A 14,377-nucleotide genomic window follows, 5' to 3' on the forward strand; every position below is an offset into this window, starting at 1 on the left:
TGCTATCCCCTTACGCCTTCACAGCTGGTTTAACGATCAGGTCGCTACCGGTAGCACCGGGAACTGCACCTTTAACCAGCAGCAGGTTGCGCTCAGCGTCAACACGTACTACGTCCAGACTCTGAACGGTTACGCGCTCATTACCCAGCTGACCTGCCATTTTCTTGCCTTTGAACACTTTGCCCGGAGTCTGGTTCTGACCGATAGAACCCGGAACGCGGTGAGACAAGGAGTTACCGTGAGTAGCGTCCTGGGTACGGAAGTTCCAGCGCTTAACGGTACCGGCGAAACCTTTACCTTTAGAGGTACCGGTTACGTCAACTTTCTTAACTTCAGCGAAAATCTCAACGCTGATGCTCTGACCTACAGAGTACTCTTCACCTTCAGCGGTGCGGAATTCCCACAGGCCACGGCCAGCTTCAACGCCAGCTTTAGCAAAATGACCAGCTTCAGGTTTGGTCACACGGTTTGCTTTTTTAGCACCGGTGGTAACCTGAATTGCCTGGTAACCATCGTTTTCCAGGCCTTTGACCTGAGTAACGCGGTTCGCTTCAACTTCGATTACGGTGACGGGGATAGAAACGCCATCTTCAGTGAAGATGCGGGTCATGCCCACTTTTTTACCGACTAAACCAATCATTGTTTCAACCTCTCAATCGCTCGATGACCTGATTAACCCAGGCTGATCTGCACGTCAACACCGGCAGCCAGATCCAGACGCATCAGAGCATCAACCGTTTTTTCAGTTGGCTCAACGATGTCTACCAGACGCTTGTGAGTGCGGATTTCGTACTGATCACGCGCATCTTTGTTAACGTGCGGAGAGATCAGAACAGTAAAACGCTCTTTGCGGGTTGGCAGCGGGATTGGACCACGAACCTGCGCACCAGTGCGCTTGGCGGTCTCAACGATTTCCGCGGTTGATTGATCGATCAGACGATGATCAAACGCTTTAAGACGGATACGGATTCTTTGGTTCTGCATGAGACCAGAGCTCCAAACTTTTTATAGACGAAAAAAATTACTACTCGAGCCCATTACGATTGATGGGAGAGTGTAATCGTTCAGCATATAACTCCCCAATTGGGAGTATTGTCAGGCGGCCTATATTTCAGCCGTCTGCGATTCTGCTCGAATCGCGCCTGCAATATCTGCAGGCCCGCGCATTATACGTAAATCTGTTCAGGAAGCAACCCGTGTTGCGGTTTTCCCTGTTAAATAGTGGCCGGTTCGTGCGGCACGCGTCGCAATGCATTGCCACAGAGCGGTTAAACCACAAATTTTGTTGCGAGCACTTTTCCGCCGTTATTTATCCATGGATGACACAGAATAAGAAGCCGATGAAAGTGCTCTTAACTTCTCATCCGGAGCAGCATCATGTCACTGTTCACTCAATTCATAGCACTCGCTGGCGGAGGCGCACTGGGAAGCTTTCTTTCGCTGGCCTGTGTGCGCTTCTCACCTGCCCTCTCGCCCGCTCAGTGGTTTGTCGCACTCTGCTTTCCCGGTTCACGGTGTGATTGTTGTCAGCAGCGCCTGCTATGGCGCGATACGCTGCCATTGATTAGCTGGCCATGGTTAAGAGGCCGGTGCCGCTTCTGTCATCATCCGTTCGGTGCGAAAAGCTTTATCACTGAATGGCTGGTCGCAATACTTTGCCTGCTGGTGCTGCAAAGCTTCACCGATCCTGCCGACGCTATCTTCATCATTACTGCCTCCAGCCTGCTGCTTCTGGTGGCTGCCATTGATCGCCACCACTTCTGTATACCTGACCCGCTCAGCTATCTGCTGCTCTGGCTGGGATTACTTCACGCCACCGTAACCGGAAATGAAACAGCAGCGATATGGGGCGCCCTGTCGGGCTACTGTACATTATGGCTACTTGCCTGGAGCTATCGGCAGGTTCGGGGCCACGAAGGATTGGGTTATGGTGATATGAAGCTTTTCGCGGCGTTAGGGGCGTGCTGTGGATGGCAGGCACTACCCTGGATTGCACTGGGAAGCACTTTTCTGGCACTGGCGACAATTGTAATGCTGCAGCGTCGGGGGATAATTCAGGGGAAAAGCCCGCTGCCGTTTGGCCCTTTCCTGGCCATTGCGGGCTGGGTAACGATCGTGCTGCAGACCCGATTCACTCTTCTTTGATTTGAGCCTGCAGATAGTTCTGGATGCCCATCTTCTGGATTAACTCAAGTTCCGTTTCAATCCAGTCGATGTGATGCTCTTCATCAGCCAGGATTTCAATCATCATGTCACGACTGACATAGTCATGTACCTTGTCAGCATAGGAGATGGCCTCACGCAGATCTTTAGCGCCTTCCAGCTCCAGATTCAGGTCTGAACTCAGCATCTCCTCGACGTCTTCACCAATACGCAGACGTCCCAGATCCTGAAGATTTGGAATGCCCTCAAGAAAGAGTATGCGTTCAATGTATTTGTCAGCATGCTTCATCTCGTCGATCGATTCGTGATACTCCACATCGTTGAGGCGCGTCAGCCCCCAGTTTTTAAACATGCGCGCATGCAGAAAGTACTGGTTGATGGCAACCAGTTCATTTCCAAGCAGTTTATTAAGATGACTGATAACTTTGATATCGCCCTTCATTGTTAACCCTCCGCGTCTGGTTTATTAGAGCGTAGATGTGGTTAAAAAGAAGTCAAAAAAACGCGATAGATATTGTGGGTATTCACACATCCAGGGGCAGTCAGGCTATCTCTTTATAGAGCGGGGCATGCTGCATCTCTTCATCCATAATCTCACGCGCAGCACGAACGCATTTGCCACACTGTTTGCCTACCGGAACAAACTGGCGCAGCTGCTGAATAGATTTGGGCTGATATCGACGCACAACTTCACGAAGGGTTTTATCACTGATGGCATTACACAGGCAGACGTACATTGATTCATCACTCGGGTACATTTTCTGTACACAGTGTAAATGCGAATCGTTTTTATTTCAAACCTACCCTTTGCAGGGTTATGGCCATTTTCAGAGCAAAAAAAAGAGCACCGGAGTGCTCTTTTTCACTGTGTTGCAGTGGCCGTTTGCACGACCACAGCAGGTATCACAATTAAGCGATAACTTTAGCAACAACACCCGCGCCAACGGTACGGCCACCTTCGCGGATTGCGAAGCGCAGACCTTCGTCCATTGCGATTGGGTGGATCAGGGTAACAACCATTTTAATGTTGTCGCCTGGCATGACCATTTCAACGCCTTCTGGCAGCTCTACTGAACCGGTCACGTCAGTGGTACGGAAGTAGAACTGTGGACGATAGCCTTTGAAGAACGGAGTATGGCGGCCACCTTCGTCTTTAGACAGAACGTAAACTTCTGACTCGAACTGGGTGTGCGGCTTGATTGAGCCTGGCTTAGCCAGAACCTGGCCACGCTGGATGTCTTCACGCTTGATACCGCGCAGCAGAACACCACAGTTTTCGCCTGCCTGACCCTGGTCCAGCAGCTTACGGAACATCTCAACACCGGTACAGGTTGATTTCGCAGTATCTTTGATACCCACGATTTCAACTTCGTCGCCGACTTTAACGATGCCGCGCTCAACACGACCGGTAACAACAGTACCACGGCCAGAGATTGAGAATACGTCTTCGATTGGCAGCAGGAACGGCATGTCGATCGCACGCTGTGGTTCTGGGATATAGGTATCCAGATGCTCAGCCAGTTCGATGATTTTCGCTTCCCACTCAGCTTCGCCTTCCAGCGCTTTCAGAGCAGAACCACGAACGATTGGAGTGTCGTCGCCTGGGAAGTCATAGGCTGACAGCAGGTCACGAACTTCCATCTCAACCAGTTCCAGCAGCTCTTCATCATCAACCATGTCACATTTGTTCAGGAACACGATGATGTAAGGAACGCCAACCTGACGACCCAGCAGGATGTGCTCACGGGTCTGTGGCATCGGGCCATCAGTCGCAGCAACAACCAGGATCGCGCCGTCCATCTGCGCAGCACCGGTGATCATGTTTTTCACATAGTCGGCGTGGCCTGGGCAGTCAACGTGTGCATAGTGACGTGACGGGGTTTCATACTCAACGTGTGAAGTGTTGATGGTGATACCACGTGCTTTCTCTTCTGGTGCGTTATCGATCTGATCGAATGCACGAGCCTGGCCGCCGTAAGTTTTAGACAGTACGGTGGTGATAGCTGCAGTCAGGGTGGTTTTACCGTGGTCGACGTGACCGATGGTGCCCACGTTTACGTGCAGTTTGTTACGCTGAAATTGCTCTTTCGCCATGGCGATAATTCCTTACGTTGTGCCTTCACCATCTGGGTGAAGGCATCAGTTCAAATTTAAACCGTAGCTTATTTGCTACGAGCTTCAATAACGGCCTGCGCTACGTTGTTCGGCGCATCGTCATACTTCAGGAACTCCATGGAGTAAGAAGCACGACCTTTGGTCAGAGAACGCAGCTGAGTTGCGTATCCGAACATTTCAGATAACGGAACTTCAGCGTGAATCTGAACGCCAGTAGCGTTAGATTCCTGCCCTTTGAGCATACCACGACGACGGCTAAGGTCACCGATGACATCACCCGTGTTCTCTTCTGGCGTTTCAACTTCAACCTTCATGATAGGCTCAAGCAGAACAGGTGTCGCTTGTTTAAAGCCTTGTTTGAAGGCAATAGACGCGGCCAGTTTAAACGCCAGTTCTGAGGAGTCGACATCATGGTAAGAACCGAAGTGCAGACGCACGCCCAGATCCACAACCGGATAACCAGCCAGAGGGCCTGATTTCAGCTGCTCCTGGATACCTTTGTCAACCGCAGGGATGTATTCACCAGGAATCACACCACCTTTGATGTCGTTGACAAATTCGTAACCTTTCGGGTTCGAACCTGGCTCCAGTGGGTACATGTCGATAACAACATGACCGTACTGACCACGACCACCAGACTGCTTGGCGTGTTTACCTTCAACATCGGTAACTTTGTTGCGAATCGCTTCACGGTAAGCAACCTGTGGTTTACCCACGTTTGCTTCAACGTTGAACTCACGCTTCATGCGGTCAACGATGATGTCGAGGTGCAACTCACCCATACCTGCGATGATGGTCTGGTTAGATTCTTCATCAGTCCATACGCGGAATGATGGGTCTTCTTTCGCCAGACGGCCCAGAGCCAGACCCATTTTTTCCTGGTCAGCTTTGGTTTTTGGTTCAACGGCGATAGAGATTACCGGCTCCGGGAACTCCATGCGCTCAAGGATGATGACGTTCTCTGGGTCACACAGGGTGTCACCAGTAGTCACATCTTTCAGGCCGATTGCAGCTGCGATATCACCCGCACGGACTTCTTTGATCTCTTCACGCTTGTTAGCGTGCATCTGAACGATACGGCCCAGACGCTCACGGTTTGACTTAACCGGGTTGAACACGGTGTCGCCAGTGTTAACAACACCAGAGTAAACGCGGAAGAAGGTCAGGTTACCTACAAACGGGTCAGTAGCGATTTTGAACGCCAGTGCAGCAAACGGCTCGTTGTCGTCTGAGTGACGAACAGCCGGCGTGTCTTTACCGTCGTCCAGCATACCGTTGATCGCGGTAACGTCAGTCGGTGCTGGCAGATATTCAACAACTGCATCCAGCATCGCCTGAACACCTTTGTTCTTAAATGCAGAACCACAGGTTACCAGGATGATTTCGTTGTTCAGAACACGCTTACGCAGAGATGTTTTGATCTCTTCTTCAGTCAGTTCTTCACCACCGAAGAATTTCTCCATCAGCTCATCAGAGCCTTCAGCAGCGGCTTCAACCAGCTTCGCACGCCATTCTTCAGCCAGTTCCTGCATATCAGCTGGAATATCTTCGTAATCGAAGGTTACACCCTGATCTGCGTCGTTCCAGTTGATTGCTTTCATTTTCACCAGGTCAACAACACCGGTGAATTTCTCTTCTGCGCCGATAGCCAGCTGCAGAGGAACTGGAGTTGCGCCCAGACGAACTTCCATCTGGTTAACAACTTTCAGGAAGTTAGCACCCATGCGGTCCATTTTGTTAACGAACGCAATGCGTGGAACTTTGTATTTGTTAGCCTGACGCCATACGGTCTCAGACTGTGGCTGAACGCCACCAACTGCACAGTAAACCATTACCGCGCCATCAAGCACACGCATAGAACGTTCTACTTCAATGGTGAAGTCAACGTGTCCTGGGGTGTCGATGATGTTGATGTGGTGTGGTTCGAACTGCTTAGCCATACCAGACCAGTAACAGGTGGTCGCAGCGGAAGTGATGGTAATACCACGTTCCTGTTCCTGCTCCATCCAGTCCATGGTTGCTGCGCCGTCATGTACTTCACCGATTTTGTGGTTTACACCGGTGTAGAACAGAACGCGTTCGGTAGTGGTAGTCTTACCGGCGTCGATGTGCGCACTGATACCGATGTTACGGTAGCGAGCAATGGGTGTTTTACGAGCCATTTGATTCCTCGGTTTTTCGGACGTTCAAAATTAGTCAACCCCAGCGGGTTGGCCCTTTGGGCGCCCGCTGGTTTAACAACTACGCGACTGTTACCAGCGGTAGTGAGCGAACGCCTTGTTGGCTTCAGCCATACGGTGAACGTCTTCACGTTTCTTCACTGCAGTACCTTTGTTCTCTGCAGCATCAGAAAGTTCGTTCGCCAGGCGAAGAGCCATTGATTTATCACCGCGTTTACGAGCAGCATCTACGATCCAGCGCATTGCCAGGGCATTACGACGAACCGGACGGACTTCAACTGGTACCTGATAAGTAGAACCACCAACGCGACGTGACTTAACTTCGACAGTCGGACGCACATTTTCCAGCGCTACTTCAAAGGCTTCCAGGGAGTTTTTACCTGAACGCTGAGCCAGGGTCTCAAGCGCGGTATAAACGATTGATTCTGCAGTAGATTTTTTACCATCTACCATCAGGATATTTACAAATTTAGCCAGCAGCTCTGATCCGAACTTAGGATCTGGCAGAATTTTACGCTGACCAATGACGCGACGACGTGGCATGGAAATACTCCGTTGTTAATTCAGGATTGTCCAAAACTCTATGAGTTTATTATGACATTTAATTTAAAACGTTTGGCCTTACTTAACGGAGAACCATTAAGCCTTTGGCTTCTTCACGCCGTACTTGGAGCGAGCCTGCTTACGGTCTTTAACACCTGAGCAGTCCAGCGCGCCACGAACGGTGTGGTAACGCACACCTGGCAGGTCTTTTACACGACCGCCACGGATCAGGATCACGGAGTGTTCCTGCAGGTTATGACCTTCACCGCCGATGTAGGAGGTAACTTCAAAACCGTTGGTCAAACGCACACGGCAGACTTTACGCAGTGCGGAGTTTGGTTTCTTAGGAGTGGTGGTGTACACACGAGTACAAACGCCACGTTTTTGCGGGCAAGCTTCCAGCGCCGGCACGTTGCTCTTTGCAACTTTGCGGACGCGTGGTTTGCGAACCAGCTGGTTAACTGTTGCCATTAAATAGCTCCTGGATTTGCTTTTGCTTCGTAAACACGTAATAAATCGCCTCGTAGAATTACGAGGAGGCAGAATTTTAGGGCTGAGTCAAAGGGGTGTCAAGAAATAACCAGGTTTTAGCCGATTACCAGACCATTTGTTGCGGATGCCTGATCGTTAGCGTGACAAAGCCAGTATAGTCTACTGACTGCACGCTGGTTGAAATTTGTTCAGTGAGTCCGCGCGCCTGGACATCTTCAGCAAGCACCCATAGCGTTGCTTTACACGCTGACAACTGCGCCAATGCGCGACTGCCTGCTAAGGCAGCCAGCACGCCATCCTGCAGCAGCAGCAGGTCATCCCCCTCACCCGCGATTAAAAGCAGGGTTTCGAGGTCACAGTGTGCCGGTGAATGCATTAAGGTGTGCAGCATTAACGTCTCTTAAAAAGTCAGAATGCGATCGTAGCTGGCCAGCGTCTGACGCAGCTCCGTCGCGTCCAGTAGCGTAACATCCAGCAACCGGTCAGCGTCAACCGCTAATCCACGCGTTATCAGCGATGTCCGGCAGAGATAACACTGTTCAATGTCATACAGCGCCAGCACGCCAAAGGTCGCGGCATAGTGACGGCTCTTAATCGCCTCAGGCTGCTGGTGCAGATTGAGCTGCAGTACGCCATCGCCGATAAAAAACAGGCCGATATCTTCACTGAGTACCCCCGTGGCCAGCGCGGCATCCAGCCCTTCGCGCCCTGCACTGCTACCGTGCGGAGCCTGGGTAAAGACAAATGCGACACGATTCATCAGAACTGCACCATACGTTCACAGCTCAGCGCCGCTTCTGCCAGCGCACCCAGCCCGCTCAGGGTAAAACCCGGCTGCAGGTTACTGCCCGCCAGCTGGAGTCGGGCCGCTTCCTGCTGATCGCTGACACCACGCCGCAGCGCAGCCGCTACACAGATGTTCAGTGCCACACCCTGCTCCTGATGTAATGTCTGCCACGCGCGCACCAGATCAAACTCATCGCTGGCCGGAGCGGTGAGCTGATTAGCGTTCAGCACCCCTTCGCGATAGAAGAATACGCTTTCGAGCTGATGGCCCGCCGTCAGCAGCGCGCGGGCGAACAGATATGCACTGGTCGCCTGTTGCGTCCCATAAGCCGGGCCGGTGACCAGCAGGGTGTAACGCATTACCGATCCTGTCCCTGGAAGTCGCCATTTTTAAACTGGCGGATGTAAAGATAAACGGTGTGCTTCGAGATGTTCAGCCTGTCCGCCACCTGATTGATGGCATCTTTAATGTCGAAGATTCCCTTCTCATACAGGTTCAGCACAATCTGACGATTCTTGGCGTTGTTCGACACGTTGCGATCGGCACTCACCTCTTCAATGGTGAACTCCAGCGTCTGCATCACCAGATCGTCGACCGAACTGGCGAAGTTGACGTTGGAATCAACCTGCTGCATCTCAGGCGGCATGAAAGTCGACATGATCTGTGAGAACGGCACATCCAGGTTCATGTTGATGCAGAGCAGGCCAATAACCCGTTGCTGGCGGTTACGGATCGCGATGGTGACCGACTTCATCAGCACGCCGCTTTTGGCACGCGTAAAATAGGCACGTGACACGTTGCTGTCCGCGCCATGCATATCATGCAGCATACGCAGGGCCAGGTCGGTAATCGGCGAACCGACTTTACGACCAGTGTGTTCACCATTGGCGATACGCACGGCCGAACACTTCAGATCTTCAAGCGAATGCAGGACAATTTCACAATGCGAGCCGATCAACATCGCCAGGCCATCCACGACAGCCTCGTACGATTTCAGAATATCGTAATCAGTTTCTTCGAACGGGCGCTGCTCCAGAAGATCGAAGTCGCTCAGTTCACCCGGATTGAATGGATTAGACATTGAAGAGTATCACCCTGAATGGCTGGAGCCTGTCACAGCGGCTTATGGGCAGACTCAATATTGGGATAATTAGGCAGGCATTAGTCTGGCAAATGTCGTCGGCTTATGCCAGAGGTTTGTCGTGAAGCTAAAATGAAACCGCCGCCCGGAGGCGGCGGTCAGCACATTACTGCGCTTTTTCTGCAGCAGCAGGCGCAGGAGCCTGTGCTTTTTCATCTGCTTTAGGCGCGGGTTTGATATCAAGCAGTTCAACATCAAAGACCAGAGTGGAGTTAGCCGGGATGCCCGGAACGCCGTTTTTGCCGTAAGCCAGATTCGGTGGGATCACCAGCTTGATCTTGCCACCTTTCTTCACGTGCTTCAGACCTTCAGTCCAGCCTGGGATAACGCCATCCAGACGGAATGAGAGCGGCTCACCACGGGTATAAGAGTTGTCGAATTCAGTACCGTCGATCAGCGTACCTTTGTAGTTAACCACGACAGTGTCGCTGTCTTTAGGTGCGTCGCCAGTACCTTCTTTCTCAACTTTATACAGCAGGCCGCTTTCGGTTTTCTTCACGCCGCTCTCTTTAGCAAATTTGGTTGCGAAAGCGTCGCCCTTTTCAGCGTTCTCTTTCGCATCTTTTTCCATTTTCGCTGAGGCTGCGCCTTTCACGCGGCCTTCAAAGGATTGCAGCGTCTGCTCAATCTCTTCGTCAGACAGTTTGCTCTTGCCACCAAACGCATCCTGAACACCAGCAATCAGCTGCTGCTTATCCAGTTTGATGCCCAGTTTTTCCTGCTCCTTCAGGGAGTTGTCCATGTAGCGACCCAGTGAAGCACCCAGTGCGTAGGCAGACTGCTGGTCTTCATCTTTGAAAGCCGCATTCTTAGGTGCCTGAGGCGCGGACTGTGGCGCGGCGGCTGGTGCAGCCTGTGGCGCCGCAGCGGTGTCTGCTGCCATTGCCATTGATGCATTCAGTGCAACAGCCATGGTGGTAGCTAACAATGTGACTTTAAACAGTGATTTCATCCATTCTCCAAAACCGAAGCGTCTAACCTCGGGAAACATTGCGGACTTCAGGGCCCACACTATAACTTTACGTGGCAGTGTCGAACACTCCCACAATGTAATTACCCGGTCTACCTCCGACCTTTATAACATCGGGAAGTTTCATCAGAGATGATGCCGCGCTGCCTTTTTTCAAGCGCAACGCCTCCGGGCGTGAAAAAAACAGGTGATTCCTGGCATTCAGGTCGTAGAATCACGCCCTGAGTCGCACCTTAACAGAGGAACAGGTCATGCAACAATCTGAGTGGGAACAGCGTCTGGAGACGTTAGAAAGTAAACTGGCCTTTCAGGAGATGACCATTGAGCAGCTGAACAACGCGGTGGTTCAGCACGAGCTGGAGATGAACAAGATGCGTGAACAGATGCGCATTTTAACCGACAAGCTCAAAGCGAATGCGCCATCGATGGTCGCCTCGCAGTCTGAAGAGACGCCACCGCCACACTACTGATGATGGGCGGTGTCTGGCCCTGGCTCAGCCGGGCCGAACCAGAGTATCAGCCAAAAGAAAGGCCACCCGGAGGTGGCCTTGAAAGGTCTGTTGAGACTTAGTGGCTGCAGCCGCAACCGCCAGTACCGCAACCGCCTTTACCATGGTCGTGGTCGTGATCATGGCCGTGATCGTGGTCATGATGATGGCCATCTGCACCGTGAACGTGGCCATGAGCCAGTTCTTCCGGTGTGGCTTCACGGATAGCAACCACTTCAACGTTGAAGTTCAGGTTCTGACCCGCCAGCATGTGGTTACCATCAACCACGACGTGATCGTCTTCCACTTCGGTGATTTCTACCGGTACCGGACCCTGATCGGTCTCTGCCAGGAAGCGCATGCCAACCTGCAGTTCGTCAACGCCCATGAAGACGTCTTTAGGTACGCGCTGCACCAGGTTGTCGTCATACTGACCGTAAGCATCGTTTGCCGGGATATGCACGTCAAACTTGTCGCCGGCAACGTGGTTTTCCAGCGCATTTTCCAGACCAGAAATCAGGGAACCATGACCGTGCAGGTAGTCTAACGGTGCACTCACCGGTGACTCGTCAACTAACACGCCGTCTTCTGTACGTACCTGATAGGCCAGGCTTACCACCAGGTCTTTTGCTACTTTCATGATATCTCCTAACCGTTGAGAGCTGAGATCCCGTCTCATTGGTCTATTCTTGCGTGCAATAACACCAACCAGAAAGGTTCGGGGTTGAGTGCAAGAGGGGTTTCACTTTCTCTTGCGACTTCAGCCTTAATGGCGTCAATTGTAACGGAATTCAATCCCGCTGTAAGTTTAAGCGTGAAAAAAGCTGCCCGATTCCGCTATTCAGGATGGAAAATGCCGATAACCTGTTCATTGGTCCGAACCTGATCGCGCGCCTGCTTATCTGCCTCACGCATCTGATGACCACATTTCACACACTCCACTACATCGACATTGTTTTCACGCCACATCGCCAGCGTGTCCTTCTCCTGGCAGTGCGGGCATGTCGCACCAGCAATAAAACGTTTACGCATTAGCTTCTGCCTGTTTTAAAAAGGTTATTGATCATCGTCCCAGCCGTCGATCTGCCGCTTTTCGCGCTGCATTTCACGCTGGAAGATATCTTCCAGTTCACGCCGCGCTTCACGGACACGTGAAGCCTGTGCAGCGCTTTCAGAGAGCGTCGGCACCAGCTCGCGAAGCATCCGCATATCAAGCCGGCGAAAATGCTGCTGAGCGCGATGCGCCTGATGGGGATGCATCCCCAGTGACATCAATGTTTTACGGCCCAGCTCCAGCGCACTGGAGAAGGTCTCACGCGAGAACTGGGTGACGCCTGCCTGCAGCAGCTCATGCGCTTCCACACGGCCCCGGGCGCGCGCCTGAATCTGCAGCTGCGGAAAATGCTGCTGGCACAGATGCACGATAGTCATCACATCTTCCGGCTCATTACAGGTGATCACAATCGACTGGGCGCTGGCTGCACCGGCGGCACGCAGTAACTCCAGCTCGGTGGCATCACCGTAATAGACTTTGTAACCATATTTGCGCATCAGACTCACCACACTGATGTCCCGTTCCAGCACGGTAATGCGTTTGTTGTTCGCCATCAGCAGGCGACCTATCACCTGTCCGAAGCGACCAAAGCCCACCACAATGACCTGCGGCTGATCATCTTCGACAAAGTGTTTCTCTGCATTTTCGTCCGGCTCATTAAAGCGGCGTGCCAGCAGTCGGTCGATACCCTTCATCAGCAACGGCGTGGTCATCATCGACAGCGTCACCGTCACCAGCAGCATCGGCAGTTGATCGCCTGAGAAGAGCTTTGCCGACGAGGCCGCTGAAAAGAGCACAAAGGCAAACTCGCCGCCCTGACTCAGTACGCCAGCAAACTGCTGGCGCTCGGAACTGCGCAGGCCATAAATGCGCGCCAGCAGATAGAGCACCAGCGTTTTCACCGCCACCAGCGTTACCACGCCCAGCAGGATGGTCACAATATGGGTATAGAGCACTCCGAGGTTGAGTGCCATGCCCACCGAAATAAAGAACAGGCCCAGCAGCAGCCCCTTAAACGGATCGATAGCGACTTCCAGCTCATGCCGGTATTCACTTTCTGCCAGCAGGATCCCGGCAATAAAGGTGCCCAGCGCCATCGACAGGCCCAGCGCATCCATGAACAATGCGGAACCCAGCACCAGCAGCAGCGACGCCGCGGTAAAGACTTCGCGCACGCCTGATGCCGCGATGTAACGGAAGATCGGCCGCAGCAGATAGCGTCCGCCCACCAGCATGCCGGCAAACGCCAGCACTTTCATACCGACCTTCATCCAGTCGATGTGACCGCTGTCGGTGCCGGCCAGCAGCGGGATCAGCGCCAGCGCCGGGATGACCGCGATATCCTGAAACAGCAGCACCGAAAAGCCCAGTTGTCCGGCTTCGCTGCGGTTCATACCTTTATCCATCATCAGCTGCAGCGCCATGGCGGTCGAAGACATCGCCAGACCAATCCCACCGATAATTGCCGCCTGCCAGCTAAAGTCGGTCAGCCATAATAAGCCACCCAGAATAGCCGCTGAGAAGATGACCTGCGCTGCGCCGACGCCAAAAATGGAGCGGCGCAGCGCCCACAGCTTTGCCGGGTTCAGCTCCAGCCCGATAATAAACATCAGGAAAACCACGCCAAGCTCAGAGAAGTGAAGAATCTCATCGACGTCGCTGATAAAGCCTAAGCCCCACGGGCCGATAGCGATACCCGCCACCAGATAGCCCAGAACAGCACCAATACCGAGGCGAGCCGCCACCGGCACAATCAATACCGCCGCGACCAGATAAATCACCCCGGCGGTCAGCAGCGTTTGCCCTTCCATCTATACCCCTCCATTCGGCAGCGGTGCTGCCAGCCAGTCGCCATAGGCGCGGGCATAATTTTTCATTAACTCCGGACTCTGCCGACGCGCCCAGTAGACGATCATCGGCGGCATCCAGTGCATACGGCACATCTGCGCGGTCAGCTCAAAAGGACGCATAATGTCATTGAGCGAATAGCGGTTCAGACCCTGCTGTTTAAAAGCACTTTCCGGTTCTCCGGTCGTCACCACGCTGCGCCAGTACTTGCCTTCGAGCGCATTGCCATCCACACCATTGGCGAAACCGCGTGACAGAACGCGATCCAGCCACTCTTTCAGCAGCGCCGGACAGCTATAGGTATAGAGCGGATGCTGGAAAATGATGACGTCGTGTTCGCGCAGCAGCTGTTGTTCATAGTGAATATCGATAAAAAAATCCGGATAGGTCGCGTACAGATCGTGCACGGTGACGTGTTCCAGTGCCTGAGCCGGCTGCAGCAGGATCCGATTTGCGACCGAATCCTGTGATTCCGGATGAGCATAAAGCAGCAAAACCCTGGGTGGCTGCGACATCCTTTCCCTCCAAAGCGTCGTCATTGGTGCGGTTTTCCGCTACCATGCACGACGCAGCAAAATCTCATTATGTTGCCAGTA

19 protein-coding genes are annotated in these 14,377 nt (G+C 52.7%); 2 read left to right on the forward strand and 17 right to left on the reverse strand.

What is annotated here, in order from left to right; translation table 11 throughout:
- Positions 1–10: 10 nt before the first annotated feature.
- Both rplC and rpsJ read right to left on the reverse strand, forming a co-directional pair.
- A complete protein-coding gene (rplC, locus tag AC6I8E_RS16715; protein WP_003850712.1) occupies positions 11–640 on the reverse strand; it encodes a 50S ribosomal protein L3 in 630 nt (209 codons plus the stop codon).
- Positions 641–672: 32 nt separating this feature from the next.
- On the reverse strand, positions 673–984 hold the full coding sequence (gene rpsJ / locus AC6I8E_RS16720; protein ID WP_001181005.1) for a 30S ribosomal protein S10: 312 nt from the start codon (positions 982–984) through the stop codon (positions 673–675).
- Positions 985–1,377: 393 nt separating this feature from the next.
- Here rpsJ and AC6I8E_RS16725 point away from each other — a divergent pair, with 393 nt between their 5' ends.
- Positions 1,378–2,145 (forward strand): prepilin peptidase, encoded by a 768-nt coding sequence (locus tag AC6I8E_RS16725; protein WP_033784139.1) that lies wholly within the window; start codon positions 1,378–1,380, stop codon positions 2,143–2,145.
- On the opposite strand, the gene bfr is transcribed toward AC6I8E_RS16725, so the two are convergent.
- From bfr to fkpA, 11 genes are all read right to left on the reverse strand, one after another.
- Positions 2,132–2,605, reverse strand: coding sequence for a bacterioferritin (gene bfr, locus AC6I8E_RS16730; protein ID WP_013359241.1), 474 nt, complete (start codon positions 2,603–2,605; stop codon positions 2,132–2,134). The genes AC6I8E_RS16725 and bfr overlap by 14 nt on opposite strands.
- Positions 2,606–2,705: 100 nt before the next feature.
- Positions 2,706–2,900 carry a bacterioferritin-associated ferredoxin gene (gene bfd, locus AC6I8E_RS16735; RefSeq protein ID WP_033784140.1) on the reverse strand — a complete coding sequence of 65 codons (195 nt, stop codon included), beginning with the start codon at positions 2,898–2,900 and terminating at the stop codon, positions 2,706–2,708.
- Positions 2,901–3,072: 172 nt separating this feature from the next.
- A complete protein-coding gene (gene tuf, locus AC6I8E_RS16740; RefSeq protein ID WP_013359243.1) occupies positions 3,073–4,257 on the reverse strand; it encodes an elongation factor Tu in 1,185 nt (394 codons plus the stop codon).
- 68 nt (positions 4,258–4,325) lie between these two features.
- Positions 4,326–6,440, reverse strand: coding sequence for an elongation factor G (gene fusA, locus AC6I8E_RS16745; protein WP_147789573.1), 2,115 nt, complete (start codon positions 6,438–6,440; stop codon positions 4,326–4,328).
- 90 nt (positions 6,441–6,530) lie between these two features.
- Positions 6,531–7,001, reverse strand: coding sequence for a 30S ribosomal protein S7 (rpsG, locus tag AC6I8E_RS16750; protein ID WP_009087603.1), 471 nt, complete (start codon positions 6,999–7,001; stop codon positions 6,531–6,533).
- A 96-nt stretch (positions 7,002–7,097) separates the two neighbouring features.
- Positions 7,098–7,472, reverse strand: a complete 375-nt coding sequence (gene rpsL / locus AC6I8E_RS16755) for a 30S ribosomal protein S12 (protein ID WP_003852912.1) — start codon at positions 7,470–7,472, stop codon at positions 7,098–7,100.
- A gap of 124 nt (positions 7,473–7,596) precedes the next feature.
- On the reverse strand, positions 7,597–7,884 hold the full coding sequence (gene tusB / locus AC6I8E_RS16760) for a sulfurtransferase complex subunit TusB (protein WP_095706601.1): 288 nt from the start codon (positions 7,882–7,884) through the stop codon (positions 7,597–7,599).
- Between the two features lie 9 nt (positions 7,885–7,893).
- Complete coding sequence (tusC, locus tag AC6I8E_RS16765; protein WP_497824233.1) at positions 7,894–8,253, reverse strand: sulfurtransferase complex subunit TusC; 360 nt, start codon at positions 8,251–8,253, stop codon at positions 7,894–7,896.
- The gene (gene tusD / locus AC6I8E_RS16770) at positions 8,253–8,639 is read right to left on the reverse strand and encodes a sulfurtransferase complex subunit TusD (protein WP_013359248.1); all 387 of its coding nucleotides are present in this window, start codon (positions 8,637–8,639) and stop codon (positions 8,253–8,255) included. The genes tusC and tusD overlap by 1 nt, the downstream gene beginning before the upstream one ends.
- Positions 8,639–9,361: a helix-turn-helix transcriptional regulator gene (locus AC6I8E_RS16775; RefSeq protein ID WP_013359249.1), complete on the reverse strand. Its 723-nt coding sequence runs from the start codon at positions 9,359–9,361 to the stop codon at positions 8,639–8,641. The genes tusD and AC6I8E_RS16775 overlap by 1 nt, the downstream gene beginning before the upstream one ends.
- 166 nt (positions 9,362–9,527) lie before the next feature.
- Positions 9,528–10,373 carry an FKBP-type peptidyl-prolyl cis-trans isomerase gene (gene fkpA / locus AC6I8E_RS16780; protein WP_013359250.1) on the reverse strand — a complete coding sequence of 282 codons (846 nt, stop codon included), beginning with the start codon at positions 10,371–10,373 and terminating at the stop codon, positions 9,528–9,530.
- 269 nt (positions 10,374–10,642) lie between these two features.
- On the opposite strand from fkpA, the gene AC6I8E_RS16785 reads away from it, so the two are divergent.
- A complete protein-coding gene (locus AC6I8E_RS16785; protein ID WP_095706600.1) occupies positions 10,643–10,861 on the forward strand; it encodes a SlyX family protein in 219 nt (72 codons plus the stop codon).
- 97 nt (positions 10,862–10,958) lie between these two features.
- On the opposite strand, the gene slyD is transcribed toward AC6I8E_RS16785, so the two are convergent.
- The 4 genes from slyD to kefG form a co-directional block, all read right to left on the reverse strand.
- The gene (slyD, locus tag AC6I8E_RS16790; RefSeq protein WP_009087618.1) at positions 10,959–11,519 is read right to left on the reverse strand and encodes a peptidylprolyl isomerase; all 561 of its coding nucleotides are present in this window, start codon (positions 11,517–11,519) and stop codon (positions 10,959–10,961) included.
- A 197-nt stretch (positions 11,520–11,716) separates the two neighbouring features.
- Entirely contained in the window at positions 11,717–11,911 is a 195-nt protein-coding gene (locus AC6I8E_RS16795) for a YheV family putative zinc ribbon protein (RefSeq protein WP_010253033.1), read from the reverse strand.
- Between the two features lie 24 nt (positions 11,912–11,935).
- Entirely contained in the window at positions 11,936–13,744 is a 1,809-nt protein-coding gene (gene kefB / locus AC6I8E_RS16800) for a glutathione-regulated potassium-efflux system protein KefB (RefSeq protein WP_013359253.1), read from the reverse strand.
- Positions 13,745–14,296 (reverse strand): glutathione-regulated potassium-efflux system ancillary protein KefG, encoded by a 552-nt coding sequence (kefG, locus tag AC6I8E_RS16805; RefSeq protein ID WP_013359254.1) that lies wholly within the window; start codon positions 14,294–14,296, stop codon positions 13,745–13,747.
- Positions 14,297–14,377 lie beyond the last annotated feature (81 nt).

The sequence above is a fragment of the Pantoea sp. X-Soil-YNGN-785 genome, from assembly GCF_059730585.1.

Bases quoted from the DNA above. Each gene is read 5' to 3' on its own strand.
- rplC (WP_003850712.1), bottom strand. From the start codon at position 640: ATGATTGGTTTAGTCGGTAAAAAAGTGGGCATGACCCGCATCTTCACT.
- rpsJ (WP_001181005.1), bottom strand. From the start codon at position 984: ATGCAGAACCAAAGAATCCGTATCCGTCTTAAAGCGTTTGATCATCGT.
- AC6I8E_RS16725 (WP_033784139.1), top strand. From the start codon at position 1,378: ATGTCACTGTTCACTCAATTCATAGCACTCGCTGGCGGAGGCGCACTG.
- bfr (WP_013359241.1), bottom strand. From the start codon at position 2,605: ATGAAGGGCGATATCAAAGTTATCAGTCATCTTAATAAACTGCTTGGA.
- bfd (WP_033784140.1), bottom strand. From the start codon at position 2,900: ATGTACGTCTGCCTGTGTAATGCCATCAGTGATAAAACCCTTCGTGAA.
- tuf (WP_013359243.1), bottom strand. From the start codon at position 4,257: ATGGCGAAAGAGCAATTTCAGCGTAACAAACTGCACGTAAACGTGGGC.
- fusA (WP_147789573.1), bottom strand. From the start codon at position 6,440: ATGGCTCGTAAAACACCCATTGCTCGCTACCGTAACATCGGTATCAGT.
- rpsG (WP_009087603.1), bottom strand. From the start codon at position 7,001: ATGCCACGTCGTCGCGTCATTGGTCAGCGTAAAATTCTGCCAGATCCT.
- rpsL (WP_003852912.1), bottom strand. From the start codon at position 7,472: ATGGCAACAGTTAACCAGCTGGTTCGCAAACCACGCGTCCGCAAAGTT.
- tusB (WP_095706601.1), bottom strand. From the start codon at position 7,884: ATGCTGCACACCTTAATGCATTCACCGGCACACTGTGACCTCGAAACC.
- tusC (WP_497824233.1), bottom strand. From the start codon at position 8,253: ATGAATCGTGTCGCATTTGTCTTTACCCAGGCTCCGCACGGTAGCAGT.
- tusD (WP_013359248.1), bottom strand. From the start codon at position 8,639: ATGCGTTACACCCTGCTGGTCACCGGCCCGGCTTATGGGACGCAACAG.
- AC6I8E_RS16775 (WP_013359249.1), bottom strand. From the start codon at position 9,361: ATGTCTAATCCATTCAATCCGGGTGAACTGAGCGACTTCGATCTTCTG.
- fkpA (WP_013359250.1), bottom strand. From the start codon at position 10,373: ATGAAATCACTGTTTAAAGTCACATTGTTAGCTACCACCATGGCTGTT.
- AC6I8E_RS16785 (WP_095706600.1), top strand. From the start codon at position 10,643: ATGCAACAATCTGAGTGGGAACAGCGTCTGGAGACGTTAGAAAGTAAA.
- slyD (WP_009087618.1), bottom strand. From the start codon at position 11,519: ATGAAAGTAGCAAAAGACCTGGTGGTAAGCCTGGCCTATCAGGTACGT.
- AC6I8E_RS16795 (WP_010253033.1), bottom strand. From the start codon at position 11,911: ATGCGTAAACGTTTTATTGCTGGTGCGACATGCCCGCACTGCCAGGAG.
- kefB (WP_013359253.1), bottom strand. From the start codon at position 13,744: ATGGAAGGGCAAACGCTGCTGACCGCCGGGGTGATTTATCTGGTCGCG.
- kefG (WP_013359254.1), bottom strand. From the start codon at position 14,296: ATGTCGCAGCCACCCAGGGTTTTGCTGCTTTATGCTCATCCGGAATCA.